The following is a 26,312-nucleotide window of genomic DNA, read 5'->3' on the forward strand; positions in this document are numbered from 1 at the left end:
TTCAGGGCAGATGGCTGCCCTGTCATCTATCTACTCGAGAATATTATGGTACAACACCGGTCGTCCTTTAAGGCACCCAGCAAATACGGCGATGTAATCTTCAGCCTTTTGGTAAAAGTCGCCGCCTTAATTGTCCTCCTTATGCTAGGTGGCATAATTGTTTCCCTGGTGATTTCATCATGGCCGAGTATCCATAAGTTTGGTTTCTCGTTCTTGTGGGCCAAAACATGGGATGCACCGAATGATCAATTTGGCGCGCTCGTGCCTATCTACGGCACATTGGTCACCTCAGCGATAGCATTACTGATTGCGGTTCCGGTCAGTTTTGGGATTGCATTATTCCTGACTGAACTCTCACCAGCTTGGTTAAGACGTCCACTTGGTACAGCCATTGAGCTCTTAGCGGCAATACCCAGTATTGTCTATGGAATGTGGGGGTTATTTGTATTTGCGCCACTATTTGCAGAATATTTTCAAACACCGGTTGGCGACTTATTATCCAGTGTGCCGATTTTGGGGAGTTTATTTTCCGGTCCGGCATTTGGTATTGGGATATTGGCCGCGGGAATTATTTTGGCCGTAATGATTATTCCCTACATTGCTTCCGTGATGCGTGACGTCTTTGAACAGACGCCGGTCATGATGAAAGAGTCCGCCTATGGCATTGGCTGTACGACTTGGGAAGTCATTTGGCGCATCGTTTTACCTTTCACGAAGAATGGGGTTATCGGTGGTGTGATGTTAGGCCTTGGCCGCGCATTAGGTGAGACAATGGCCGTTACATTTATTATTGGTAACACCTATCAGCTCGATAGTGCTTCGCTCTACATGCCAGGTAATAGTATTACCTCTGCTTTAGCAAACGAATTTGCCGAAGCAGGGTCTGGCTTGCATATTTCAGCCTTGATGGAGCTTGGCTTAATTCTTTTCGTTATTACCTTTATTGTGTTAGCGATCTCACGTCTTATGGTTATGCGTCTTGCTAAAAAAGAAGGGACACGCGGATGAATGACTACTTACCAAGTTATAGCGCTCAAGAAATTACAGAGCGTACGAAACGTCAGACGAGACGCCGGGTAAAAAACTATATTGCCTTGACCTTATCACTCTTAACCATGGCATTTGGCTTATTCTGGTTGCTATGGATTTTATGGACTACGGTCAGTAAAGGTATTGATGGCCTATCGTGGGATCTATTTACCCAAGATACGCCACCGCCAAACACTGATGGTGGAGGTTTAGCGAACGCCTTAGCGGGGAGTGGTCTACTCATTCTGTGGTCAACGGTGTTAGGAACACCTTTAGGGATCCTCGCGGGTATTTATCTTGCGGAATACGGCCGTAAGAGTTGGTTGGCAGAAGTCATTCGCTTTATTAACGATATTTTACTCTCGGCTCCATCGATAGTAATCGGATTATTCGTTTACACCCTTGTGGTGAGTCGTATGCAGCACTTCTCCGGTTGGGCAGGTGTCTTTGCATTAGCGCTATTACAAATCCCTATCGTGATCCGTACGACAGAAAATATGATCAAACTGGTGCCTGATAGTTTACGTGAAGCCGCCTATGCACTGGGGACACCTAAGTGGCGGATGGTTCTTTCCATCACCTTAAAAGCTTCACTTTCCGGGATTATGACCGGTGTATTACTGGCGATAGCTCGTATTGCTGGGGAAACAGCTCCGCTGCTTTTCACCGCACTATCGAATCAGTTCTGGAGTACCGATATGAGCCAGCCATTGGCGAACTTACCGGTGACTATTTTTAAATTTGCCATGAGTCCTTTTGCACAGTGGCAAAGCTTGGCTTGGGCGGGGGTATTGGTGATTACCTTATGTGTACTCGCCCTCAATATTTTAGCACGCATGATTTTCGTCAAGCGTAAGTGATAAGAGAAAGAGAGATAATGATGACGATGGCGAAAGTGAACCCAGGCCCAAGTAAAATAGCAGTGCGTGATTTAAACTTTTACTACGGAAAATTTCATGCACTGAAAAATATTAATTTAGAAATTGCTCGTAATAAGGTGACCTCGTTTATCGGTCCATCAGGATGTGGGAAATCGACGCTTTTAAGAACCTTCAACAAAATGTTCCAGCTTTATCCCGAGCAACGAGCAGAGGGGGAAATCTTACTCGATGGCGAAAATATCTTACAATCATCGCAAGATATTGCCTTATTGCGAGCGAAAATCGGCATGGTTTTTCAGAAACCGACACCATTTCCTATGTCGATTTACGATAACATAGCATTCGGCGTGCGCTTATTTGAGAAGCTTTCTCGGGCCGAGATGGACGAACGTGTGCAGTGGGCATTGACCAAAGCCGCGTTATGGACAGAGACTAAAGATAAACTCCACCAGAGCGGTTACAGTCTCTCGGGCGGCCAGCAACAACGTCTGTGTATCGCCAGAGGAATTGCCATTCGGCCTGAAATCCTGCTACTCGATGAGCCTTGTTCTGCATTGGATCCTATCTCAACCGGTAGGATTGAAGAATTGATCACTGAGTTAAAACAAGATTACACCTTGGTGATTGTCACGCATAACATGCAGCAAGCGGCTCGTTGCTCTGACCATACTGCCTTTATGTATTTGGGTGAGTTGGTTGAGTTTAGTGATACGGACACGCTGTTTACGACACCGGCTAAAAAACAAACTGAAGATTACATTACTGGGCGCTATGGCTGATACAGAGAGCATAAACATTAATTAATCTATTTCAGTGCGTGGAGAGTGATATGGATACTTTAAATCTTAATAAGCATATATCTGCCCAATTTAATGCCGAGCTTGAGCATATCCGTACTCAAGTGATGATCATGGGTGGGTTGGTCGAACAGCAGTTAACGGATGCGATTACCGCATTACACAATATGGATAGCGAGTTAGCACGCAGAGTCATTGCTGATGACCAAAAAGTGAATCATATGGAAGTGGAGATCGACGAACACTGCGTCAAGATCATTGCGAAAAGGCAACCTACAGCCAGCGATTTACGATTGGTGATGGCCATTACCAAAACGATATCAGAATTGGAACGTATAGGTGATGTGGCAGAAAAAATTAGCCGCACAGCGCTGGAAAAATTTAGTCAACAACATCAACCGCTATTGATTAGTTTAGAATCCTTTGGCCAGCACTCTGTCGAAATGCTACATGAAGTATTAGATGCGTTCGCTCGGATGGATCTTGAGGCGGCAATAGAGATTTACCGTGCAGATAAGAAATTAGACCAAGAGTATGAAGGGATCATCCGCCAGTTAATGACGTATATGATGGAAGATCCTCGAACAATACCTAACGTCTTGACTGCGTTATTTTGCGCCCGTTCGATTGAGCGCATAGGTGATCGATGCCAAAATATTTGTGAAATTATCTTCTATTTCGTTAAAGGCCAAGATGTCCGCCATCTCGACGGTGATAAGTTAGATCAATTCCTTATAAACAATACGAATTAAAAAAATCCTAAATATTGAAACCAGTATCGGTTAATAACTGATGCTGGTTTTTTTTTAAAATCAATAAACGCAATTGTTTCTTAACCTTAAGTAAAATAAAATGATACTAGTGATATATTCCCTATTATTTATTTTCCCAATAAGCGGATTTTTACCTTTATCGTGAAAATATATCATTGTAAGCCATAGTAACACTCGTTAATCTTACCGCTGTCAACATAATCAATAATCTATTGTTGATAAATAATTAGAAGTTAATCTTATTAAGGAATATCTTGTGAAAGAATTGAATAGCGTACAAATGGAAAATGTTTCTGGTGCTGGTGTTTTCTCTAACATGTTTGGAAATGTAGGTTCTACACTGGGTGGTTTCGCTGAAACAATTGGCTGGAAAAATGCAAAAACTAATGCGTCAAATGTCGCGAAAAATGCGGGGTTAGTTATCGATTCAGCAATTGACACCGTAACTTCTTTTTTCAAATTAGTTTTTAGAAAGTAATATAATTAAATTAGAAAGCAAAGGGATTTAAAAAATCTCTTTGCTTTTTTTTTATACTCCCTATCGCCATTTGGTATTACATTAAAAATCATATGAAAGATAATGAGCTATTCAGAAAGGAAGCACTTTATCACCAGCGCCATCATTGGCTAGGTAAAGCATTACTATTGAAAGGTATACCGCTCTGGGCGGTGGTAACCTGTACTCTCCTTTTTATAACAATCGCTTTCGTAGCATTAATCAAAGGGGAATACACTAGACGAGTGAATGTTAGAGGAGAAATCTTCTCGCAACAACAAACTGTCAATATTCTGGCCCCACAGCAAGGAATGATTGCTAAACATTATGTCGAGATCGGCCAAACCGTAAGAAAAGGTGTACCGATTTATGCATTGGATATTAGCCGAGACACCCGGTCTGGGAATCTGAGTGAAAACTCTAAGCTAAGTATTCATAAACAGATTTCTCTTACAAAAGATATAATAAAAAAATTAAAAGAAAATAAAAAAAATAATATCGAAAAATTAACTCAACAACTCATTGAGTATAAGAAATCTTATGACAACACTAAACAACTCGTTGGAAACTCCTTACACGGACTGAATGAAATGAAGGAGAGCATGAAAAACTACGATGAATATTTGAAGAGAGGCTTAATCAGTAAAGAACAATCTTATAACCAACGCTATCTCTTTTATCAGCAACAGTCGTCTTGGCAAAGTATGAATAGTCAACTTATCCAAGAAAATTTGCAGATTATTAATTTAGAAAGTGAAATAACCAGCACATCGGCAGATTTTGATAATCGTATCTCGGAGTATGAACTTAAACTCAGTGAATTCAATCGGATGCTCGCAGAGGTCGATGCGAATGATCAGTTAATCATTACTTCGCCCGTAACGGGGAAGATTGAAAACTTAGCCTTCACAGAGGGGCAAATGTTCAGCTTGGGTGATAGCTTGGTGCAAATTTTACCGGGCGAGAGACAGCATTATCAATTGATGTTGTGGTTACCGAACCACAGTGTGCCATTTGTGCGCCCCGGCGATAAAGTGAATATTCGTTACGATGCTTATCCTTACGAAAAATTTGGTCAGTTTTCGGGTGAAATTATCTCTTTATCACGTGTCCCAGCGACCGAAAGTGAAATGCTGAGTTATAAGGGTAGCTCTCCAGTGACTGCACAACAGCCGAAAGAAGCCTACTACAAGACGGTTGTTGCATTGAGCGATCAAGTCCTTAATTTCGATGATCGAAGTCTACCTATAGGTAATGGTATGTCGGCAGAAGTGACGCTATTTCTTGAAAAGCGTCCGCTTTATCAATGGATTCTTTCACCCTATTACGATATCAAACGTAGTCTAGGAGGGCCGGTTAATGGATGAAGTCCGTCACCTTTTTAGTCGAGTATGTCAGCAGCTCCAGTTCGGTTTTTTTAGAAAAGTACCGCAAGTTCTTCAGACCGAGGCTGCTGAATGTGGGCTTGCCTGTATCGTAATGGTTTGTCGCTATTTTGGGATGAATATTGATTTACTCAATTTACGTCAAAAGTTCGGCCTCTCTACACAGGGGGCGACCTTAGCAACACTAGTGCATATAGGCAGTCAGTTAAGTCTACAAACACGGGCATTATCTCTGGATTTAGACGAAATCAGGCAGCTTAGAAGGCCTTGTCTACTGCATTGGGATATGAGCCATTTTGTGGTACTGGTGAAAGCGGGTAGGAATAAATTTACCATTCACGACCCGGCATTTGGGCGGCGGGTGGTGAGCTTACAGGAGATGTCGCAGCATTTTACCGGGATTGCGTTAGAGCTCTGGCCTGATAGCGAATTTAAACCTATCAAAGCACGTTCGCGCATCAGTTTTTTGAGCTTACTGAAGAATATTTCGGGTCTACCTGGTGTACTCGCTAAAATCTTTGCATTAACGATCTTAGTGGAGGCCGTAAATATAGCGATCCCAATTGGAACTCAGTTAGTGATGGATCACGTGATTATCGCCAGAGACCGAGATCTTTTGACGCTAATCTGTCTTGGTTTAGTCAGCTTTATCTTGTTCCGCACTTTTATCAGTATGCTACGAAGTTGGACGTCGTTAGTTATGCAGTCGCTCATCGATGTGCAATGGAAAACCGGTCTGATGGATCATTTATTACGTTTGCCATTGAGTTACTTTGAAAAACGTAAACTGGGCGATATTCAATCTCGGTTTGGATCGCTCGCCACCATCCGTGAAACGCTGACGTCGAGCATTATCTCGGGCACTATTGATCTCCTGATGGTGATTAGTGTTTCCATAATGATGTTTATGTATGGCGGATGGTTATATTTCGTCGTATTAGCCTTCACTCTGCTTTACGTCCTCTTACGTTTAGCGACCTATCACCGCTATCGACAGGCCCAAGAAGAGCAGATCGTCAAAGATGCGCGTGCCAGTTCGCATTTTATGGAAACCTTGTATGGTATCGCCACACTGAAGGTCCTAGGGTTAAATAAAACGCGGTCACGCTATTGGCTTAATCTCAATATCGAAACGACCAATGCCGTGATTCGTATGACGCGTTTAGATATGCTTTTTGGGGGAGTTAACTCGCTTATCAGTACGTTGGATCAAGTACTGATACTTTGGCTCGGTGCATCGATGGTTATCGATGGCCACATGACCTTAGGGATGTTTGTTGCGTTTAATGCCTACCGCGGGCAATTCTCTGAACGTGCATCGGCCATTGTCGACATGGTACTCGAGCTAAGGATGCTCAGCCTGCATAACGAAAGGGTGGCGGATATTGTTTATCAAGAACCGGAATCTCAACTTAGTGCAAAACGGTTATGTGAGCATAACGAGGCGGCGAGATTTGATGTGGAAAATATCAGTTATCAATACGATAAATTAACGCTACCGGTCCTTTCGCATTGTTCATTCAATATTGAACGCGGAGAAAGCGTTGCCATTGTTGGCCCATCTGGAGTAGGGAAGACCACGTTGATGAAGTTGATGTGCGGCTTACTGACACCGGACAGTGGTACTATTCGTTTTAATGGACTTGATATTACTCAAGTGGGACTAAATAACTTTCGAGACGTGATTGCTTGCGTACTTCAAGAGGATAAATTATTTGCAGGATCTATCGCTGAAAATATTATGGGGTTCGGCGAAGACAATGATCGTGAGCGTATCATTGAATGTGCCAACCTAGCCAATTTGCATGAGGAAATTATTAGCATGCCGATGGGCTATGAAACCTTGGTCAGTGAACTCGGTGGCAGCCTATCGGGTGGCCAAAAACAACGTTTACTGATTGCTCGTGCACTCTATCGAAGACCTGCCATCCTCTTTTTAGATGAAGCGACCAGTCATTTGGATTTAGAGAACGAATCTGTGGTAAATGCTGCCATTCGATCATTAAATATAACAAGGATCTTTATTGCGCATCGCCCTTCGACGATTGCCACCGCCGATCGAATCATTGATCTGACTCCACAAACTTAACGCGAATGAATGTAAAGTTTGTATGGATGTTGGCCTGTCTGTCTGAATAAAAGGTATGATTCGAAGAATCATCATTTATAAGGAATTGTCGATGGGCTTCTATTGGATATGGCTCGGTGTTGCCGCAATTTTTGCGATAATCGAATTTTGTACCGTGACCTTCTTTGGACTGTGGATGGCAATTGCTGCGTTGGTTCCAGCAATTGTCTCTTACCTTTGTCCTCATCTTTCCGTGGTCATGCAACTCTTAATTTGGGCACTCTCTTCACTGGTTTGTGCCTTTATCTGGGTGAAATGGATCAGAAGCAAACCTATCGTATATATTGAAAGCGCAATAGTGGGTAGTGAAGGTATCCTTGCCGAGGCCCTCGAACCGGGAAAATTCGGTACCTTACTCCTTAGCCGTCCAATTCAGGGAAAGCAGGAGTGGATGTGCTGTAGTGATCACTCGCTAGCAAGGCAAACCCGTGTGACTGCCATTGCAATAACTGAAAACGATATCGTCAAAGTACAAGCCAGTTCATCATTAAAAGAGGGAATCAAATGATCATCACCCCGGGAATTATTGTCGCTATTCTACTTGTTGTACTGGTCATCGTGACCTTTTTAAAATGTGTACGAATAGTGCCTCAAGCTGACCAATGGATTGTCGAGCGTCTAGGGAAATATCATACGACGTTGAATCCTGGCCTGAATATCCTTATCCCCTTTATTGATGCGGTAGCCTACCGTATGTCAGCAAAAGACCAGATGTTCGAAGTAAAGGGTATTGAAGGGATTACTCGCGACAATGCCACCGTAGGAGTAAACGCTATTTGTTTTATCCGTATTGCCGATCCGGCAAAGGCGGCTTATGGTGTCGATAGCTACAGTGCAGCCGTGCAGAACTTAGTGATGACGACTATACGTAATGCGGTAGGGGGGATGAATCTTGATGACACCTTATCTAATCGTGACCAATTAGCGGTTACGTTGCGAGCGAATATGGAAGAGCAGATGAGCGACTGGGGGCTAATCCTTAAGGCTGTCGATATTCAAGATATTACCCCTTCTGAGTCAATGCGTAAGTCGATGGAGCAGCAAGCGGCGGCAGAACGTGAACGTAAAGCAACTGAAACTCGCGCTGAAGGTAATAAAAATGCCGCTATCCGTGAAGCTGAAGGTAAGAAGCAAGCGATGATCTTAGAAGCAGAAGCGAAATTAGAGTCGTCAAGAAGAGAAGCCGAGGCGCTGGAAACCTTAGCGGAAGGACAACGCAAAGCAACTTCACAGCTTGCACAAGCCCTAGCGGAAACAGGTGGCGAAAAAGCGATGACCTTCCAATTAGCCAATAACTATGTCACATCATTATCGACCTTGGCCGCAAGCGATAATAGTAAAGTCGTTGCTATCCCAGCAGATCTTGCGCAATCAGTCGGTGGATTACTGAATGCGGGCGTATTAATGGGTGTTAGTCAAGAAACGAAGACGCATTGATAGGGTGGGCACAGCGTCACTGTGCCCATTTATGACTATTTACCGATACAGAAACTGGAAAAAATTCTGCCAAGTAGATCATCGGATGTAAATTCACCGGTAATCTCGCTTAACGCACTTTGCGCCACTCGCAGTTCTTCTGCTAAGAGCTCCCCTGCACGCGCATCCACTAGTTGTGCTTTTCCTTGTTGTAGGTGAGTACCTGCTAACTCCAAAGCCTCAAGGTGTCGGCGTCTTGCAATAAAGCCCCCTTCAGTATTCCCAGCAAAACCCATGCTTTGTTTCAGATGATCGCGTAAGGCATCAATCCCTGACCCTTCGCGAGCGGAAAGGCGAATAAGAAGGTTACCGTTCTCTTCAGAAAGTCCAGCGGTCTCTCCAGTAATATCCGCTTTATTTCTGACGACAATCACGGGGATAGACGTAGGCAGGCGAGCGATAAAATCAGGCCAGATCGCAGCCGCATCGGTGGCTTCAGTGGTCGTGCTATCCACCATAAATAAGACGCAGTCAGCTTGGTCTATCTCCTGCCAGGCTCGCTCGATGCCAATACGCTCTACTTCATCACTCGCCTCGCGTAACCCCGCGGTATCAATAATGTGTAATGGCATACCATCAATATGGATATGCTCACGTAAGACGTCACGGGTGGTTCCCGCGATATCAGTAACGATAGCGGCCTCTCTACCGGCAAGGGCATTGAGTAAACTTGATTTACCCGCATTCGGACGACCGGCAATAACGACCTTCATACCTTCGCGTAATAAACTGCCTTGGCGAGCCTCTTGGCGGACTGCATTTAAGTCACTCATCACGGTGTTGAGCTGTGCCTCTATTTTACCGTCAGAGAGAAAATCGATCTCTTCATCAGGAAAATCAATCGCTGCTTCAACATAAATACGAAGATGAGTGAGTGCTTCCACGAGGTGGTTAACGCGCGCGGAAAACGCGCCTTGTAAAGAATTCACGGCGGAGCGGGCGGCTTGCTCTGAACTGGCATCGATCAAGTCAGCAATAGCCTCGGCTTGCGCTAAGTCGAGCTTATCGTTAAGGAATGCGCGTTCTGAGAACTCCCCCGGTTTAGCAATACGTACGGTATTGGTTGCCAAGATACGTTTAAGTAATAGATCGAGAATAACCGGTCCGCCATGGCCTTGAAGCTCCAGTACATCCTCGCCCGTAAAGGAGTGTGGATTTGGAAACCATAGAGCAATGCCTTGATCGAGCACGGCCCCGTCGGCATCGTTGAATGCAAGGTACTCAGCAGTGCGAGGTTTAGGTAATTTCCCTAATAAAGCCTGAGCAACGTCGGCGGCTGCTGGGCCTGATATTCTCAATATCCCAACACCGCCACGGCCGGGAGGGGTTGCTTGGGCGACGATCGTATCGTTATGGCTCATGTTATTCTCTCTAGCATAAAAAAAGGCGGTCATAATGACCGCCTAAGTATAACGCGATTTAGCGTATTACGGGATTAGCCTTTTTTCTTACGGCTATGTAATCCACGCTTTTCTAATCCACGATAAATCAGCTGTTGTTGCAGGATCGTCACGAGGTTACTGACAATGTAGTACAGCACCAGACCTGATGGGAACCATAAGAAGAAGACGGTAAAGATGACAGGCATAAATGTCATAATCTTCTGCTGCATTGGATCCGTAACGGTTGTTGGAGACATCTTCTGAATGAAGAACATCGTCACACCCATTAAGATTGGCAGAATATAGTACGGGTCCTGTGCACTTAAGTCGTGAATCCATAATGCAAAAGGAGCATGACGTAATTCAATCGATCCCATCAGCATATAGTAAAGTGCTAAGAAGATTGGCATCTGAATTAACAGAGGAAGACATCCGCCCAGCGGGTTAACTTTCTCTGCTTTATACAGCGCCATCATTTCTTGGCTAACACGTTGCTTATCTTCACCGTGACGTTCACGCATCGCTTGGATTTTAGGCTGCAGCATACGCATCTTAGCCATTGACGTGTATTGTGCTTTCGTCAGTGGATACATGATACCGCGAACGATGAACGTAATAACGATAATGGAGAAGCCCCAGTTACCAATAAAGCTATGTAGGAATTTCAGCAGCTTAAATAGCGGTTGAGAGATAAACCATAACCAGCCGTAATCAACGGTCAAGTCTAAGTGTGGTGCGGCAGCAGCCATTTGGTCTTGAATTTCAGGACCGACCCACAGCGTTGCTTTTAAGTCTTGTTGCTGACCCGCCGCGACGGTAACAGGAGTTGATTTGTACCCCACAGCGGCTAAGTTATCGCTTAACTTCGTGGTGTAGAAAGTATTATTCCCGGCAGTATGAGGGATCCATGCAGTTGCGAAGTATTGCTGTAACATTGCCACCCAACCATTGCTGGTGGTGGTGTTCAGGTTCTTATCTTCAGCAATTGTATCGAACTTATATTTTTCATACTTCTCATCATTTGTGGAATATGCTGCACCACGGAAAGTATGTAAAGCGAAGTTACTGCTACCGGTATCACGTGCTTTAGGCAGGGTGATGGTTTGCTTTAATTGCCCAAACATTGCTAACGACAGAGGCTGTTGAGTCACGTTATTCACGTTATAATCAACATTCACCGCATATCCGCCACGCTTGAATACAAATGTCTTGGTATAGACAACGCCATCGGCTGCCGTCCAAGTCATCGGTACACGCAGTTCAGACTGACCGTCCGCTAACGTATAGCTATCTTGCGTCGCGTTGAACAGAGGACGTGTCGCATTACTATCCGGTGCGTTTTGTCCAATCAATCCACTTTGGGCTTGATAAACAAAGTCAGGAGCAGTTTCAAGTAATTGGAACGGAGTTGTGGAGCCTAACTTATCAGGGTACGCCAGCAGTTTGGCTTGTTCAATGTCCCCACCACGAGTATTGATCTGTAGAGATAATACATCGGTGGTAACGGTAATCGTTTTACCTTGTCCACTAGTGTTAGCCTGATTTGCGGCATCACCCGCAGGCGCGTTCGTATTCTGTGTAGTCTGCTGTGCTTGAGGCTGCGGATTATGATCCGTATGCCATGTTTGCCAGACCATAAAGGAGACGAACAGAAAAGCGATGAAAAAAAGATTGCGTTGCGAATCCATCGTTAGTTTTCTCTGGTTTCAGTGTTTTTCGGCGGCACAGGGTCTTCACCACCCGGATGTAAAGGATGGCATTTTAATACGCGTTTAATCGTTAACCAACTCCCTTTTGCTACACCAAAACGCCGTAATGCTTCAATGCCGTAATGAGAACAACTGGGAGTAAAACGGCAATGTGGCCCAAGGAACGGACTAATTAACCGTTGATAAACACGTATTAAAGCAATCAGGAGCCGCGTGCTAGGCGACAATGACGACGCCATAATTTCTCCAACACTTCCGTAAATGACTGATTATCCAGCTCCGCGATCCCTTTTTTTGCTACGATCACAAAATCCATCGCGGGTAATTCATGTTGACGCAGACGAAAACTTTCCCGAGTTAAGCGTTTAATTCGGTTACGTTCATGTGCACGTTTGACATGTTTTTTGGCGACAGTGAGACCGATGCGGGGATGCCCCAGCGAATTTTGGCGGCCGAGAATGGTGATTTGCGGCATGCCAGCCCGTTGTGGTTGCTGGAAGACGAAAGTGAAATGAGCGGGAGTTAACAAACGTAACTCCCTAGGAAATGCGAGCTTAACCACTAGGGCTAGCTTTATTACTTAGAAACGGTCAGACGAGCACGGCCTTTAGCACGACGACGTGCTAGAACCTGACGACCATTTTTAGTAGCCATACGAGCACGGAAGCCGTGAGAACGGTTACGCTTCAGTACAGATGGTTGAAAAGTGCGTTTCATGGCGATTTCTACCTAAACTTGAAAATGTTCACTTGGTGATGCGTTATAAGGCCAGTAAAACGACCAACGCCTCGGTATATTTTATCAAAGAGGCGGGATTGTAATAATTGTACAGCCCGGAGTCAATTTACTTCGCTGATTATCATACGCCTATTCTCTATAAGAGAAGCTTTTTACGTCAGGAAAAACGTAACACCCCTAAAATAGAATCGGCAAGATTATACTTGCTTCACGCTAAAGCGCAAGGATCGTTCTGGATCCTCGGTAGATAGCTGATCGATAGCTTAAGCTTATTTTTGCCATAGACAACACAACTATTGGAAAAGCCTGTGGATAAAATGGGTAAAATCGGTGTAGAAAAGCAAGATCTCTGGCTCACTTTGCGTTATGATCCACGGTTCCGCAAGCGATCCCTTGTCGTGTACACGGCGTTATTCGGGGAAAACATCGCTGCTGACGTATCTACGCTTATATATATAAAACATATTTATCAATATCTTAGCGCCATTTCTTGTCTTACTTTTTGTATGAGTGGAGTCTGCCGTGTCACTTACGCTTTGGCAACAGTGCCTTACCCGTCTGCAGGATGAGCTTCCTGCCACTGAATTCAGTATGTGGATCAGACCTCTTCAAGCTGAGTTGAGCGACAACATTTTGGCTCTGTATGCACCCAACCGTTTTGTTTTAGATTGGGTTCGCGATAAGTACATCAATAATATTAATGCTCTGCTCAATGAATTTTGTGGGGCCAATGTCCCACAGTTACGTTTTGAAGTCGGTGCTAAACCGGCCAGTGCTCAAACGGTGACTACCGTGCCAGCGGTCGAGAAAATACCGGCGGCAACAGTGGCGGCTCAGCCAGTAGTGACTAATGATAACCGCCGCCCCAGCTGGGACAGTGTGCCCGCTCCTGTCGACGTGGCGTACCGCTCGAACGTGAATAATCGTCATAACTTTGACAACTTCGTTGAAGGTAAATCTAACCAACTCGCTCGCGCTGCAGCGCGTCAAGTCGCGGATAATCCCGGCGGCGCTTATAACCCTTTGTTTCTTTACGGAGGAACAGGTTTAGGTAAAACGCACTTATTACATGCGGTAGGCAACGGTATTATGGCCCATAAGCCGAACGCTAAAGTGGTCTACATGCATTCCGAGCGGTTTGTACAAGATATGGTGAAAGCGCTTCAGAATAATGCGATTGAAGAGTTCAAACGTTACTATCGTTCGGTTGATGCATTATTAATCGATGACATTCAATTTTTTGCCAATAAAGAGCGTTCTCAAGAAGAGTTTTTTCATACCTTTAATGCATTGTTAGAGGGTAATCAGCAAATTATTTTAACTTCAGATCGTTATCCTAAAGAGATTAATGGTGTTGAAGATCGATTAAAATCGCGGTTTGGTTGGGGATTAACGGTTGCGATTGAACCGCCAGAACTTGAAACCCGCGTGGCTATCTTAATGAAAAAAGCGGATGAGAATAATATTCGCCTTCCGGGTGAAGTCGCTTTCTTTATTGCAAAACGACTACGTTCAAATGTGCGTGAGTTGGAAGGGGCATTAAACCGTGTGATTGCTAATGCAAACTTTACCGGTCGGGCGATTACCATCGACTTTGTCCGAGAAGCATTACGCGATTTATTAGCGCTACAAGAAAAGTTAGTCACGATCGATAATATTCAGAAAACAGTGGCTGAATACTATAAAATTAAAGTTGCCGATTTGCTGTCTAAGCGTCGATCGCGCTCAGTCGCAAGACCTCGTCAAATGGCGATGGCGATGGCAAAAGAATTAACTAACCACAGCTTACCTGAAATTGGGGATGCTTTTGGTGGGCGCGATCATACGACGGTATTACATGCTTGTCGTAAGATCGAACAGTTACGTGAAGAAAGTCATGATATCAAAGAAGACTTTTCTAATTTAATCAGAACATTATCCTCTTGATGCTATGAAATTTATTGTAGAACGTGAGCATCTGCTCAAACCATTACAGCAAGTCAGCAGCCCTCTAGGTGGAAGACCTACTCTGCCTATCTTAGGGAATATTTTACTGCAAGTGACAGAGAACTGCTTATCTCTGACCGGCACCGATCTCGAAATGGAGATGATTGCTCGCGTTGCATTAACCCAAGCGCATGACGTCGGTGCAACGACTGTGCCTGCCCGTAAGTTTCTCGATATTTGTCGTGGGCTGCCGGAAGGGGCCGAGATACATGTCACCCTAGACGGTGACCGTATTTTAGTGCGTTCTGGACGAAGCCGCTTCTCGCTTTCTACTTTACCAGCGGGAGACTTTCCCAATCTCGATGATTGGCAAAGTGATGTGGAGTTCACCTTACCGCATGCCACGCTAAAACGCTTGATTGATGCGACACAGTTCTCGATGGCTCATCAGGATGTGCGCTACTACTTAAACGGTATGCTGTTTGAAACGGAAGGTGAAGAACTCCGTACCGTATCAACCGACGGTCACCGACTCGCCGTCTGTGCCATGTCAGTGGGACAATCCTTACCCCACCATTCAGTCATCGTTCCTCGTAAAGGCGTGACCGAACTGGTGCGGTTACTCGATGGCAGCGAAACGCCATTACAGGTCCAGATTGGCAGTAATAATATTCGTGCGCATGTTGGCGACTATATTTTCACCTCAAAGTTAGTTGATGGTCGTTTCCCTGATTATCGTCGGGTGCTTCCGAAAAATCCTGATAAGACATTACAATCAGGCTGCGATGTGCTTAAACAAGCCTTTGCGCGCGCGGCTATCCTTTCCAACGAGAAATTCCGTGGAGTACGGCTGTTTATTACGCAGAACCAACTGCGTATTACCGCGAACAATCCTGAGCAGGAAGAAGCCGAAGAGATTTTAGATGTCGACTACCAGGGCAGTGATCTGGAAATTGGTTTCAACGTCAGTTACGTGTTAGATGTGTTAAACGCGCTCAAATGCGAAAACGTCCGTCTGCTGTTGACCGATTCTGTGTCCAGTGTCCAGATCGAAGATGTTGCGAGTCCCCATGCAGCCTACGTTGTTATGCCAATGCGGCTCTAGAGGGTGCTGAGCAGGATAGACTTGCTAATCACCGGTTACCCTTATGTCTATTAATCGATTAATGATAAAAGACTTCCGCAATATCGACCAAGCGGAGCTCGCCCCGGCCGCGGGGTTTAATTATTTGATAGGTGAAAACGGTAGCGGTAAAACCAGTGTTTTGGAGGCTATCTATACCCTCGGTCACGGTCGTGCGTTTCGTAGCGTGCAGACTGCAAGAGTCATTCGTCATGATATGCCCGAATTCGTCTTACACTGTCGACTAGCGGGCGATCAGCACCAGCAAACCTTGGGATTAAGTAAAGATCGCGCAGGCACGACCAAGGTAAGAATTGATGGGACGGACGGTCATCGCGTTGCCGATCTTGCACAATTACTTCCGATGCAGCTTATCACTCCAGAAGGCTTCACCTTACTGACTGGCGGACCTAAATTTCGACGGGCTTACATTGATTGGGGCTGCTTTCATCGCTATCCAGGATTTTTTACCGCCTGGAATGATTATCGGCGATTGATCAAACAGCGTAATGCCGCGTTAAGACAAGTGAGTCGTTACCAACAATTAAGCCCTTGGGATCAACTGATGGTTCCCTTAGCCGAGCAGATTAGCGCTTGGCGTGCCGAATATAGCCAGCAAATTGCCCTTGAAATTCAGAAAACCTGTCAGCAGTTTTTACCCGAATTTGCTCTGCAATTTTCCTACCTGCGTGGATGGGATAAAGAGAGCGATTATGCAGAACTACTCGAACGCCAGTTCGAACGTGACCGAGGGTTGACCTATACCTCATCAGGGCCGCATAAAGCGGATTTTCGGATCCGTGCGCATGCAACACCTGTCGAAGATTTGTTGTCTCGAGGTCAGTTAAAATTACTTATGTGTGCACTGCGGTTGGCCCAAGGCGAATTCCTTACCCAACAAAGTGGTCGCCGTTGTATTTACCTAATCGATGATTTTGCCTCTGAGCTTGATGACTCACGTCGGCATCTCTTAGCCGAGCGTTTAAAAGCCACACAAGCACAAGTTTTCGTTAGCGCAATTAATTTTGATCATGTAATCGACATGAATGACGAAAAGGGCAAGATGTTCAGCGTAGAAAAGGGTAAAATAACCGTTCAATCTTCAGAAAAATGAGTGAGAAACGTTGATGTCGAATTCTTATGACTCCTCAAGTATTAAAGTCCTAAAAGGACTTGATGCGGTACGTAAACGCCCAGGCATGTATATTGGTGATACCGATGATGGTACTGGGTTGCATCACATGGTATTCGAGGTTGTGGATAACGCCATCGACGAAGCCCTAGCGGGTCACTGTAGTGAAATTACAGTCACCATTCATGCTGACAACTCTGTCTCTGTACAAGATGATGGACGGGGAATTCCAACGGGGATCCACCCAGAGGAGGGTGTCTCCGCTGCCGAAGTCATCATGACAGTCCTGCATGCGGGCGGAAAATTTGATGATAACTCCTATAAAGTCTCAGGGGGGTTACATGGCGTAGGCGTTTCAGTTGTCAATGCCTTATCCGCGAAATTAGAGCTAACGATCCGCCGCGATAATAAAGTTCACCAACAAACCTACGTGCATGGTGTACCACAAGGGCCGTTGACTGTTATCGGTGAAACGGATTCGACGGGTACGCAGGTAAGATTTTGGCCAAGCTACGAAACTTTTACCAATGTCACGACTTTCGAATACGACATTTTGGCTAAGCGCTTACGTGAGCTTTCATTTCTAAACTCTGGTGTTTCAATTCGTCTTGAAGATAAGCGTGATGATAAATCTGATCATTACCACTATGAAGGCGGTATTAAAGCATTCGTTGAGTACTTGAATAAAAATAAGACACCAATCCATCCTAATGTTTTCTATTTTTCAACCGAAAAAGACGGTATCGGTGTTGAAGTTTCTCTGCAATGGAACGATGGATTCCAAGAGAATATTTACTGCTTTACTAACAACATCCCACAACGCGATGGCGGGACTCACTTAGCCGGATTCCGTGCAGCGATGACGCGTACACTTAACGCGTACATGGACAAAGAAGGGTACAGTAAAAAGGCGAAAGTCAGTGCGACAGGTGACGATGCGCGTGAAGGATTGATTGCGGTCGTATCAGTAAAGGTTCCGGATCCGAAGTTCTCTTCACAAACGAAAGACAAATTAGTCTCTTCAGAAGTGAAGTCTGCCGTTGAACAGCAAATGAACGAGTTGCTGGCGGAATATTTGCTCGAAAATCCAGGTGATGCAAAGATCGTCGTGGGTAAAATTATCGATGCAGCCCGGGCGCGTGAAGCCGCTCGTCGTGCACGCGAAATGACCCGTCGGAAAGGTGCATTAGATCTCGCCGGACTTCCTGGCAAACTGGCTGATTGCCAAGAAAGAGATCCTGCACATTCTGAAATCTACCTAGTGGAGGGTGACTCTGCTGGAGGATCGGCGAAGCAAGGGCGTAACCGTAAAAACCAAGCGATTCTTCCGTTGAAAGGTAAAATCCTCAACGTTGAGAAAGCGCGTTTCGATAAAATGCTCTCTTCGCAAGAAGTCGCAACGCTTATTACTGCATTAGGCTGTGGTATTGGTCGCGACGAATATAATCCAGATAAGTTACGTTACCATAGCATCATCATCATGACCGATGCGGACGTCGATGGATCACATATTCGTACGCTGCTGCTGACCTTCTTCTATCGTCAAATGCCTGAGCTGATTGAACGCGGTCACGTCTATATTGCCCAACCGCCTTTATTTAAAGTGAAAAAAGGTAAGCAAGAGCAATATATCAAAGACGGTGATGCAATGGACCAATACAACATTGCTATCGCCTTGGATGGCGCTGCCTTATACACAACCACCGGCGCACCTGCCCTACAGGGTGAAGCTCTGGAACAACTTGTGGCGTCATTTATTAGTACAGGCAAAATGATCAAGCGAATGGAGCGGCATTATCCGAGCGCACTATTAAATAGCTTGGTCTATAACCCTGCGCTGGTTGAGCTTTCCGATAGCACGCACACTCAGAATTGGGTAGATGGTTTAGTCACTTACTTAACCGACAACGAAGTGAGCGGTAGCACCTATTCAGCGCTTCTTCGTGAGAATCGTGAACTGAATATCCACGAGCCAATCATTCGTGTTCGCACGCATGGTGTTGACACCGATTACACTCTGGACCGTGACTTCATTGAGGGACCCGAGTACCGTAAACTTTCACAACTCGGCCAAGCGCTTAATGGCTTACTTGAAGAAGATGCTTACGTGGAGCGCGGTGAACGTCGTCAACCCGTCGCGACCTTTACTCAAGCGGTTGACTGGTTGATCAAAGAATCCCGTCGTGGGCTTTCCATTCAGCGCTATAAAGGGTTGGGTGAGATGAACCCAGAGCAGCTATGGGAAACTACCATGGATCCTGAAAGCCGTCGTATGTTGCGCGTGACCATCAAAGATGCTATCGCGGCGGACCAATTGTTCACTACATTAATGGGTGATGCCGTGGAACCTCGCCGTGCCTTTATTGAAGATAACGCCTTAAAAGCGGCCAATATCGATATTTAAGGTTAACGTGCGTGAGCATGCTTTAACGGTAGTCGGAACGGATTAACTGAGCTACTCTGAAAACACCGCCAGCACATTGCAGCGGTGTTTTTTTATTTATGCAGAGGGGTAAACATGGCAGTAAAAATGATTGCATTAGATATGGACGGCACGTTACTCAATCCGCAGCATGAAATCACGGCAGCGGTAAAGTCGGCAATCGAGCAGGCTAAAGCAAAAGGAATACTTGTCGTGCTTGCCTCAGGGCGTCCTTACATAGGGATGCAAAAGTACGTTGCTGAGCTAGGGCTTAATGTTCCCGGGCAATATTGTATCAGTTACAATGGCGGCTTGGTCCAGCGCGCGGAAGATGGACACCCTATCTTAGAGACAACGCTAGGGATGAAAGATTATCACTACTTTGAGCAATTATCTCAGCAGCTAGAAGTCCACTTCCAAGCGTTGGATAAACAACATCTCTATACGCCTAACCAAGATATTAGCCGTTATACGGTGCATGAATCCGAGATTACAGGGATCCCATTACGTTATCGTAGTGTGGACTCGATGGACGCTACGCTCCGTTTCCCAAAACTGATGATAGTGGACGAGCCAGAACAATTAGATAAAGCAATTAGCCAGCTGCCAGCTGATCTGCATGATCGTTATACGTTAGTGAAGAGCGCTAACCACTATCTTGAGATCCTGGATAAGCGAGTCAGTAAAGGTAATAGCGTGCGCCACCTTGCCGAACTGCTTGGGATCAATGCTGAAGAAGTCTTAGCGGTGGGTGATCATGAAAACGACTTGACTATGTTAGCTTGGGCCGGCTATGGGGTGGCAATGGGCAATGCTATTGATGCAGTTAAAGAGCAGGCCGCTTATCATACAGCCTCTAATCGCGAGGATGGCGTTGCCAAAGCGATCCAACAGTGGGCGCTATAGGGTGATTATAAAGCGGACAAAATAGTGACAAAAACCGCATTTTTGGGCAATCGTAAAATAGTAACTAGGGTTATTATTAACATACTCAGTCATTACAGATAATACTGAAGTGACCAAACATTAGCACTGTGAGCAAGTTGTCTAATAAGTCATTATAATAAGAGCGTTTTATTCCCTGAATGGCTGCCGAAAGGCAGCTTTTTTTTGCCTAGACGCTGTGCGATGATTACGGCATAGTACGATTTTGCGTCGATGCCTTAGGAAACCGATATGGATGAAGTACAAGTCACGACCCGCCTACAACATCATCAACTTACCAATGCACAAGTTTGGAGTGCTGACGGTCAGAGCCTCGTTTACGATCTGCGCCCTGCCCAGCATCTTTTTACGAGCAAGAGTGTTGAAAAAATTCAGGTTGAAACGGGGGAGGTCACTGAAATCTATCGGGCATCGCAGGGAGCGCATGTAGGAGTGATTACCGCACATCCGCAAATAAATGACCGCTTTGTTTGTATCCATGGTCCGGAGTCCCCTGATGATGGATGGCAATATGATGTTCATCACCGGCGTGGGGTCATACTCTCCTCAGGGGGCGTTGAAACGTTAGACGCTTGTGATATCACGCCGCCTTTTACCCTTGGGGCATTACGTGGGGGCAGCCACGTGCATATGTTCAGCCGGGAAGGTGATAGGATTAGTTTCACCTATAATGACCACGTGATGCGTCAACGTGCGATTGAAGAAGATCAGCGCAATGTGGCTATCGCTCTGCCACACCATCCTGTAACGGTATTAAACAAGGCACATCGAGAACACGATGGTACCTATTTTTGCGTAGTCGTCAGTCAAACAACGGGTATACCACAGCCAGGTAGCGATCAAATATCACGGGCCTTCGAGGAAGGTTGGATTGGGGATAGCGGTTATATCAATCACTCAGGGCAGCGGCAGCGCTGGGCATTGGCTTTTATTGGTGAGACAGTTTCTGCTGCAGGACACAGCGTCCCAGAAATTTTTATTGTTGACCTTCCAGAAGATTTTGGCGCCTATCAATGTGCTGGCGAGTATCCCATTGAGGGCACCGAATACCGTTTACCCGCACCACCCGCTGGAATTAAGCAGCGTAGACTCACCTTCAGTGAAGGGAGAGGTGTTGCCCTACAACCGCGACATTGGTTAAGAAGCTCGCCGGATGGCAGTATGATCGCCTTTTTAATGGCAGATATAAACGATGTGATTCAGCTTTGGGTGATTTCGCCTAATGGCGGTGAACCGCAGCAATTAACCGCCGGTCGCCATGATGTGCAATCCGCCTTTACTTGGCATCCTTTAGGTCAAGCACTTACCTTTGTGCTAGATAATCAGGTTGTTATTTACGATATTCATTTGGGCACGACCATACCGCTTACCGATAGGACGTCGACCGCACCTTGTGCTGAGGCGGTAGTGTGGTCACCGAAAGGCGATAAAATAGCCTTTATGCGCGATATTGGGGGGTTTAGACAGATCTTTGTGGTGAAAACTACTGAATTATATTGGTGTTAGCTTGGGCAAGCGCTTCGTCGGTATGGTCTAGCTTTTCACTGGCCGCGACACGATCTCTCAGCGAAGAAGGTTCACTGCGACTGTTGCGGTAATAATCCCAAGGTAAGATCAGCGTATCGGTGATTGCTGAGAAAGGGTAATCCAGTACGGCTAAAGATTTTATGCCCCATGTCGTTTCGTTACTGTCAATAATTTTGTTATTAGCTTGTGTGCCAAGGTAGTATCCACGATTATCTCCTGTGTGCGACATAATGCTAGAGCAGGCTGTAAGGCAGACTAGACAGCTGGAAATCATGACAAATTTAGGTAGAGCTTTACGTCTGAGCATGTGTAACTCCTCGATCCATCCATGGTGAAGCAGGTTAGGCAACATCCAATAACCATTTCTATTGTTGCTGCTTAGGCAGTATGTCTTCAGTGTATGACAAATCCTAAAATATTCCTTTCTAATTCCTTTCATTTGAGAAAAAAAGTGTGACCTGTAACGGCTAATAATCGTTCAATTAGGAATCCTGAATTCCAGAGTGAAAAAAGAGTATCCACTCCATGGTTAACGACGACTAAGACGTAGATAACTGGCTATCCTTGGCGCAAAGCTATTCACGACAAGGCCTATAATAATCAACACTACCGATAAGATTTGCCAGCCAGTCAAGGTTTCACCCAACACTAGGGTGGCGGCAACCATCCCAACAACAGGCACGAGCAGGGTCATGGGGGCCACAGTGGTAGTGGGGTATTTGCTGAGTAATCCCCCCCAAATCGCATAGGCAACGACCGTACACAGAATCGCCAGATAGAAGATAGTAATTACATTGAATAAGTTAATATTTACGAGGCTATGCCAGAGTGTTTCTTGACCATCAATAAACATGGCACACAGAAAGAAAGGTAGGATAGGTACAAAAGCACTCCACACCACCAACTTCAACGGCTCGACAGGATAACGCCTTAAAATTACCTTACTCACGATGTTGCCAATACCCCAACTTAAGGCTGCCCCTAAAGTCAGTAATAAAGTGAATAATGACATCCCTGAAGTTTGATCGGGATGGATACTGCTGTTTGCTAAACAGGCCATACCCACTATCGCTATCAGTAACCCAACGATATGGTGAGAGTGAATTTTCTCGCCTAAGCAGAGCGCGCCGAAGAAAAGGGTAAAGAAAGCTTGAGACTGTAACAGTAGTGATGCTAAGCCTGCTGGCATACCAAGATTTAAGGCCAAGAACAGTAGGGCAAATTGTAGGAAACTGATCGTTAGCCCGTAAGCGATGATTAGATGTAACGGGACTTTCGGCCTAGAAACCAATAAACAGGCGGGAAAGGCAACAAAAGTAAAGCGGAGTCCAGCAAGTAAAAAGGGGGAAAAATTATGCAAGCCTATCTTGATCACGACAAAGTTTATGCCCCAAATAAGAATGACGAGCAAGGCTAACCCAACATCTTTTATCGACATAGTCATCCCCTGACTAGAGGGCTGGAGAGGGGCATCATTACGATGCCCAGTAAACAGAAAATTATGCCTTCAAGGCTTCAGGATTGATAATATTTTCTGTCAATTTCCCTTGTAGCCCTAAAATCAGGTTTTCAACGCCATCACGCTTCATCGCATAGCGCGTTTCGTGAGTTGCCGAGCCGATATGAGGTAAGGTGACAACATTAGGCAATTTCGTTAACTCGGAACTGCCTACTAGGGGTTCTTTCTCAAATACATCTAAGCCAGCACCATAAATTTTCTTCGCTTTCAGCGCGGCAATAAGGGCTTCCTCATCAACGACAGGTCCTCTACCGGCGTTCACTAAAATCGCGCTTTCTTTCATTTGGTCAAATTGTGCATGACTAATCAAATGATGAGTCTCATCAGTAAGTGGTAATACGACACAGACGAAATCAGCTTCAGCGAGAAGTTGCTCAACGCTGGCATAGTGGGCGTTAACTTCTTGCTCTGCGTTCTTATGTGGCTTGCGGGCATTGTAGATAATATCCATACCAAAGCCGAGATGTGCGCGCTTCGCCAACGCTAACCCGATACGACCCATACCAATGATCCCCATCTTCTTATGGTGAACATCAATAGCAAGAGGTAACTTTTCCGGTGCGGCATCCCACCCTCCAGTTTTTACCCACTGATCCATCGCGGGAATATTTCTTGCTGCGCAAAGCACAAGTGCCATCATGGCATCGGCGACAGTTTCCGTCAGTGCTCCAGGAGTATTGGTCAGGATAGCCTTATGATGGGTTAAGGCCTCGACATCATAGGAGTCATAACCTGCAGAGACAGTAGAACACACTTTTAATGCTGGCATCTGAGCAAGTAATGCCTCATTAACTTTTCCCCCAGATCCGATTAATCCTTCAGCCTTACTGAATGCCTCAGCATGCTGAGTGACAGTCTCTTGATCAAGGTTATCCACCTCTACCACCTCAAAGTGGTCAGTGAGTTTATTGACCAAATCATCGGGGAGTGGCATAAATTGGATAATAGTGGGTTTCATTCGAACCTCTCTTAACGATATTTAGAAATAAAGCACTTCATGCAGCACGAAGTAGCCCTACGTAATAGTGGACACGTTCGGCGATATCACGACCTTCTAATGGAAACTCAATCCCTAAAGGGACTCCTTCGGGCATTATGTTGAGGAGTGAACGCCATTCGCCTTGTGATTGATCTAAACTGATAGCCTGCCAACAGGCATCGGTTTTCACCGCTGCTTTGACATGGCAATAGGCGACGTAGGGTGCAAGCTGCTTAGCCGCATCATTCGGTGACTCGTCGACCCACAACCAATTAGCCATATCGAACGTCATACCTTGTACGGTTGGCAGCGGGTGATGGCGATTGAAATAATCCAACATTGCTTGAATCTTACCGGTCGAAGTTTGATCATTTTCAATCAGAAGTGGAATACGACAGCCAGCAAGCCGTTCTGCTAAGTGTTCAGTAGCATAACCCCCTGCTCCCGCACCCAAGGCAAACTTAATCGCTCGTGCATTAAGTAAGGCTGCTTCGTGCTGAAAGTGTTCTAGCCGTGGGTTAATCGTACCCGGTGCGCTGAAAAGCGACTCAGGGACAGAGTAGTAAGAAAAGAGTCCTTGTTCTTCAATTAGTGACTTGAGTTCAATCAGTTCATCGTCGATCTCTGACGACAGAAGCTCTCGGCGTATTTCTACGCCATCAGCACCCGACTGAGCGATGATCGGAATAAAGTAGCGCTGTCCACCCGCTTGATAGACAACGTCGACACCGAAAGCCGCGGTTACAACAATAATTTTTCGTTCCATCACCACCTCTCAAGTCTTACAACACTACAGAATAAATGGTATCGGTTCCACATGGAAGAGAGAAAAACACTACAGTGCGCACTTTCTCAATATTTATTCTTTGCTGGGTAACGCGTGACTTGATGGGCGAACGATCAGTCTGCCTTCAAAGCGAGTTTCCTGCGCAGGATTTTCTGAATGCTTAAGTCTAGTCAAAATATTTTGGAAAGCACTGTAGCCAATCTGATGGGTCGGCTGTTGTAGTGTGGTGATCCCGCAACCTGCAATCGACGACCAGTTCATCTCGTCGAAGCTCGCGAGGCCAATATCTTTACCCCAGACCAATTTCATGGCATGTAAGACCTTAGTTACTAGTAACATTAGAGCGCCATTTGCAGTAATGATCGCTGAGGGCTGTCCCGCGTGACGGGTAACAAATTCAGATAGCGTTTTCTGTAATAACTCAGGATTATCTAAGGCAACTTCAGCGTGTTCCGCGGTGAGGTTTTGATGTTGAGAGACAGTGTTAAGATATCCCTCTAAGCGTTCTTTACGGGTATTAACCTGTGCGATAGGCTCACTAATAAACAACAATGAACGATAATGGTTATTGATCAAATGTTCAGTAATATCAACCGACCCTTGGAAATTGTCTAAACCGACGACATCGTAATCATAATTGCTAACTTTTCGGTCAATTAATGTAAGAGGGATTGAGGTGTGCTGAATACAGTCAAATGCAGTTTCTTGCATATTGGCGGCATTAACAATAATACCTTCAACTTGATAACTGCTTAGAAGCTGTAAGTAATGTTGCTCAAGATGGGGCTTATTGTTGGTATTACACATCAGCAGAGTAAAACCGTTATCGCGACAAGCGGTCTCAACACCACCCATTACCTCGATGGAATAGGGATTGGTAATATCAGCGATCAATAGCCCAATTAATTTGGTGCGACCATGTTTTAGGCTTCTCGCCATTTGACTAGGGCTGTAATTCAAGTCGCTAATGGCGTCCTTAATGCGATTTTTTAGATCATCTGAAAGCAGTTGATGCTCACCATTAAGGTAGCGCGATACGCTCGTTTTACCAGTTTTAGCCGCTTTAGCAACATCACTGATTGTTGCTCTTGTTGACTTGGTGCTCATCAAAACTCCCAATGCATTATAATTATTTATTAAATATACCAAGGCTTAAGC

General features: G+C 45.3%; 25 protein-coding genes. 15 read left to right on the plus strand and 10 right to left on the minus strand.

Annotation, left to right across the window (positions count from 1 at the left end):
- Nucleotides 1-45 precede the first annotated feature (45 nt).
- The 9 genes from pstC to MKR94_RS08790 all read left to right on the plus strand — a co-directional run bounded on the left by pstC (nt 46) and on the right by MKR94_RS08790 (nt 8,926).
- On the plus strand, nt 46-1,008 hold the full coding sequence (gene pstC, locus MKR94_RS08750) for a phosphate ABC transporter permease PstC (RefSeq protein ID WP_241646573.1): 963 nt from the start codon (nt 46-48) through the stop codon (nt 1,006-1,008).
- Nucleotides 1,005-1,889 (plus strand): phosphate ABC transporter permease PstA, encoded by an 885-nt coding sequence (gene pstA, locus MKR94_RS08755; RefSeq protein ID WP_241646574.1) that lies wholly within the window; start codon nt 1,005-1,007, stop codon nt 1,887-1,889. Before pstC ends, pstA begins: the two co-directional genes overlap by 4 nt.
- 26 nt (nt 1,890-1,915) lie before the next feature.
- A complete protein-coding gene (pstB, locus tag MKR94_RS08760; protein ID WP_241646655.1) occupies nt 1,916-2,689 on the plus strand; it encodes a phosphate ABC transporter ATP-binding protein PstB in 774 nt (257 codons plus the stop codon).
- Between the two features lie 50 nt (nt 2,690-2,739).
- Nucleotides 2,740-3,459 (plus strand): phosphate signaling complex protein PhoU, encoded by a 720-nt coding sequence (gene phoU / locus MKR94_RS08765; RefSeq protein WP_241646575.1) that lies wholly within the window; start codon nt 2,740-2,742, stop codon nt 3,457-3,459.
- A gap of 277 nt (nt 3,460-3,736) precedes the next feature.
- On the plus strand, nt 3,737-3,958 hold the full coding sequence (locus tag MKR94_RS08770; RefSeq protein ID WP_241646576.1) for a hypothetical protein: 222 nt from the start codon (nt 3,737-3,739) through the stop codon (nt 3,956-3,958).
- 92 nt (nt 3,959-4,050) lie between these two features.
- Nucleotides 4,051-5,343 carry an HlyD family secretion protein gene (locus MKR94_RS08775; protein WP_241646577.1) on the plus strand — a complete coding sequence of 431 codons (1,293 nt, stop codon included), beginning with the start codon at nt 4,051-4,053 and terminating at the stop codon, nt 5,341-5,343.
- Nucleotides 5,336-7,450, plus strand: coding sequence for a peptidase domain-containing ABC transporter (locus tag MKR94_RS08780; RefSeq protein ID WP_241646578.1), 2,115 nt, complete (start codon nt 5,336-5,338; stop codon nt 7,448-7,450). Before MKR94_RS08775 ends, MKR94_RS08780 begins: the two co-directional genes overlap by 8 nt.
- 91 nt (nt 7,451-7,541) lie before the next feature.
- Nucleotides 7,542-7,997 (plus strand): NfeD family protein, encoded by a 456-nt coding sequence (locus MKR94_RS08785; protein ID WP_241646579.1) that lies wholly within the window; start codon nt 7,542-7,544, stop codon nt 7,995-7,997.
- Nucleotides 7,994-8,926 (plus strand): SPFH domain-containing protein, encoded by a 933-nt coding sequence (locus tag MKR94_RS08790; protein WP_241646580.1) that lies wholly within the window; start codon nt 7,994-7,996, stop codon nt 8,924-8,926. Before MKR94_RS08785 ends, MKR94_RS08790 begins: the two co-directional genes overlap by 4 nt.
- Before the next feature lie 35 nt (nt 8,927-8,961).
- On the opposite strand, the gene mnmE is transcribed toward MKR94_RS08790, so the two are convergent.
- From mnmE to rpmH, 5 genes are all read right to left on the minus strand, one after another.
- A complete protein-coding gene (gene mnmE, locus MKR94_RS08795) occupies nt 8,962-10,326 on the minus strand; it encodes a tRNA uridine-5-carboxymethylaminomethyl(34) synthesis GTPase MnmE (RefSeq protein ID WP_214218203.1) in 1,365 nt (454 codons plus the stop codon).
- A 74-nt stretch (nt 10,327-10,400) separates the two neighbouring features.
- Nucleotides 10,401-12,035, minus strand: a complete 1,635-nt coding sequence (yidC, locus tag MKR94_RS08800; RefSeq protein WP_241646581.1) for a membrane protein insertase YidC — start codon at nt 12,033-12,035, stop codon at nt 10,401-10,403.
- Between the two features lie 2 nt (nt 12,036-12,037).
- Nucleotides 12,038-12,295 carry a membrane protein insertion efficiency factor YidD gene (gene yidD, locus MKR94_RS08805; protein ID WP_241646582.1) on the minus strand — a complete coding sequence of 86 codons (258 nt, stop codon included), beginning with the start codon at nt 12,293-12,295 and terminating at the stop codon, nt 12,038-12,040.
- Nucleotides 12,259-12,618: a ribonuclease P protein component gene (gene rnpA / locus MKR94_RS08810; protein ID WP_092677275.1), complete on the minus strand. Its 360-nt coding sequence runs from the start codon at nt 12,616-12,618 to the stop codon at nt 12,259-12,261. Before rnpA ends, yidD begins: the two co-directional genes overlap by 37 nt.
- Before the next feature lie 14 nt (nt 12,619-12,632).
- On the minus strand, nt 12,633-12,773 hold the full coding sequence (gene rpmH, locus MKR94_RS08815) for a 50S ribosomal protein L34 (RefSeq protein ID WP_000831330.1): 141 nt from the start codon (nt 12,771-12,773) through the stop codon (nt 12,633-12,635).
- 543 nt (nt 12,774-13,316) lie between these two features.
- Between rpmH and dnaA the strand changes: the two genes are divergently transcribed.
- The 6 genes from dnaA to MKR94_RS08845 all read left to right on the plus strand — a co-directional run bounded on the left by dnaA (nt 13,317) and on the right by MKR94_RS08845 (nt 21,848).
- Entirely contained in the window at nt 13,317-14,720 is a 1,404-nt protein-coding gene (dnaA, locus tag MKR94_RS08820) for a chromosomal replication initiator protein DnaA (RefSeq protein WP_062812256.1), read from the plus strand.
- A 4-nt stretch (nt 14,721-14,724) separates the two neighbouring features.
- Nucleotides 14,725-15,825, plus strand: a complete 1,101-nt coding sequence (gene dnaN / locus MKR94_RS08825) for a DNA polymerase III subunit beta (RefSeq protein WP_241596455.1) — start codon at nt 14,725-14,727, stop codon at nt 15,823-15,825.
- A gap of 43 nt (nt 15,826-15,868) precedes the next feature.
- Nucleotides 15,869-16,957 (plus strand): DNA replication/repair protein RecF, encoded by a 1,089-nt coding sequence (recF, locus tag MKR94_RS08830; protein WP_241646583.1) that lies wholly within the window; start codon nt 15,869-15,871, stop codon nt 16,955-16,957.
- A 13-nt stretch (nt 16,958-16,970) separates the two neighbouring features.
- The gene (gene gyrB, locus MKR94_RS08835) at nt 16,971-19,379 is read left to right on the plus strand and encodes a DNA topoisomerase (ATP-hydrolyzing) subunit B (protein WP_241646584.1); all 2,409 of its coding nucleotides are present in this window, start codon (nt 16,971-16,973) and stop codon (nt 19,377-19,379) included.
- Between the two features lie 114 nt (nt 19,380-19,493).
- The gene (gene yidA, locus MKR94_RS08840; protein WP_241646585.1) at nt 19,494-20,303 is read left to right on the plus strand and encodes a sugar-phosphatase; all 810 of its coding nucleotides are present in this window, start codon (nt 19,494-19,496) and stop codon (nt 20,301-20,303) included.
- 270 nt (nt 20,304-20,573) lie between these two features.
- Nucleotides 20,574-21,848, plus strand: coding sequence for a DUF3748 domain-containing protein (locus MKR94_RS08845; RefSeq protein WP_241646586.1), 1,275 nt, complete (start codon nt 20,574-20,576; stop codon nt 21,846-21,848).
- Here MKR94_RS08845 and MKR94_RS08850 read toward each other — a convergent pair.
- The 5 genes from MKR94_RS08850 to MKR94_RS08870 form a co-directional block, all read right to left on the minus strand.
- Entirely contained in the window at nt 21,826-22,176 is a 351-nt protein-coding gene (locus tag MKR94_RS08850) for a YceK/YidQ family lipoprotein (protein WP_241646587.1), read from the minus strand. The genes MKR94_RS08845 and MKR94_RS08850 overlap by 23 nt on opposite strands.
- A 222-nt stretch (nt 22,177-22,398) precedes the next feature.
- Nucleotides 22,399-23,307 carry an EamA family transporter gene (locus MKR94_RS08855; protein ID WP_241646588.1) on the minus strand — a complete coding sequence of 303 codons (909 nt, stop codon included), beginning with the start codon at nt 23,305-23,307 and terminating at the stop codon, nt 22,399-22,401.
- Between the two features lie 61 nt (nt 23,308-23,368).
- Complete coding sequence (locus tag MKR94_RS08860; RefSeq protein WP_241646589.1) at nt 23,369-24,346, minus strand: NAD(P)-dependent oxidoreductase; 978 nt, start codon at nt 24,344-24,346, stop codon at nt 23,369-23,371.
- 37 nt (nt 24,347-24,383) lie between these two features.
- Complete coding sequence (locus tag MKR94_RS08865; RefSeq protein ID WP_241646590.1) at nt 24,384-25,133, minus strand: sugar phosphate isomerase/epimerase family protein; 750 nt, start codon at nt 25,131-25,133, stop codon at nt 24,384-24,386.
- A 93-nt stretch (nt 25,134-25,226) separates the two neighbouring features.
- Nucleotides 25,227-26,261 (minus strand): LacI family DNA-binding transcriptional regulator, encoded by a 1,035-nt coding sequence (locus MKR94_RS08870; RefSeq protein WP_241646591.1) that lies wholly within the window; start codon nt 26,259-26,261, stop codon nt 25,227-25,229.
- Nucleotides 26,262-26,312: the final 51 nt, after the last annotated feature.

The organism is Rosenbergiella metrosideri, assembly GCF_022602565.1.
GTDB classification, from domain to species: Bacteria; Pseudomonadota; Gammaproteobacteria; order Enterobacterales; family Enterobacteriaceae; genus Rosenbergiella; species Rosenbergiella metrosideri.

Coding starts and splice junctions, on each gene's coding strand:
- MKR94_RS08860 (WP_241646589.1), bottom strand. CDS start 24,346: ATGAAACCCACTATTATCCAATTTATGCCACTCCCCGATGATTTGGTC.
- phoU (WP_241646575.1), top strand. CDS start 2,740: ATGGATACTTTAAATCTTAATAAGCATATATCTGCCCAATTTAATGCC.
- pstC (WP_241646573.1), top strand. CDS start 46: ATGGTACAACACCGGTCGTCCTTTAAGGCACCCAGCAAATACGGCGAT.
- MKR94_RS08780 (WP_241646578.1), top strand. CDS start 5,336: ATGGATGAAGTCCGTCACCTTTTTAGTCGAGTATGTCAGCAGCTCCAG.
- MKR94_RS08775 (WP_241646577.1), top strand. CDS start 4,051: ATGAAAGATAATGAGCTATTCAGAAAGGAAGCACTTTATCACCAGCGC.
- gyrB (WP_241646584.1), top strand. CDS start 16,971: ATGTCGAATTCTTATGACTCCTCAAGTATTAAAGTCCTAAAAGGACTT.
- pstA (WP_241646574.1), top strand. CDS start 1,005: ATGAATGACTACTTACCAAGTTATAGCGCTCAAGAAATTACAGAGCGT.
- dnaN (WP_241596455.1), top strand. CDS start 14,725: ATGAAATTTATTGTAGAACGTGAGCATCTGCTCAAACCATTACAGCAA.
- MKR94_RS08865 (WP_241646590.1), bottom strand. CDS start 25,133: ATGGAACGAAAAATTATTGTTGTAACCGCGGCTTTCGGTGTCGACGTT.
- rpmH (WP_000831330.1), bottom strand. CDS start 12,773: ATGAAACGCACTTTTCAACCATCTGTACTGAAGCGTAACCGTTCTCAC.
- MKR94_RS08785 (WP_241646579.1), top strand. CDS start 7,542: ATGGGCTTCTATTGGATATGGCTCGGTGTTGCCGCAATTTTTGCGATA.
- yidD (WP_241646582.1), bottom strand. CDS start 12,295: ATGGCGTCGTCATTGTCGCCTAGCACGCGGCTCCTGATTGCTTTAATA.
- MKR94_RS08870 (WP_241646591.1), bottom strand. CDS start 26,261: ATGAGCACCAAGTCAACAAGAGCAACAATCAGTGATGTTGCTAAAGCG.
- MKR94_RS08850 (WP_241646587.1), bottom strand. CDS start 22,176: ATGCTCAGACGTAAAGCTCTACCTAAATTTGTCATGATTTCCAGCTGT.
- recF (WP_241646583.1), top strand. CDS start 15,869: ATGTCTATTAATCGATTAATGATAAAAGACTTCCGCAATATCGACCAA.
- MKR94_RS08845 (WP_241646586.1), top strand. CDS start 20,574: ATGGATGAAGTACAAGTCACGACCCGCCTACAACATCATCAACTTACC.
- yidA (WP_241646585.1), top strand. CDS start 19,494: ATGGCAGTAAAAATGATTGCATTAGATATGGACGGCACGTTACTCAAT.
- mnmE (WP_214218203.1), bottom strand. CDS start 10,326: ATGAGCCATAACGATACGATCGTCGCCCAAGCAACCCCTCCCGGCCGT.
- MKR94_RS08855 (WP_241646588.1), bottom strand. CDS start 23,307: ATGTCGATAAAAGATGTTGGGTTAGCCTTGCTCGTCATTCTTATTTGG.
- yidC (WP_241646581.1), bottom strand. CDS start 12,035: ATGGATTCGCAACGCAATCTTTTTTTCATCGCTTTTCTGTTCGTCTCC.
- MKR94_RS08790 (WP_241646580.1), top strand. CDS start 7,994: ATGATCATCACCCCGGGAATTATTGTCGCTATTCTACTTGTTGTACTG.
- pstB (WP_241646655.1), top strand. CDS start 1,916: ATGGCGAAAGTGAACCCAGGCCCAAGTAAAATAGCAGTGCGTGATTTA.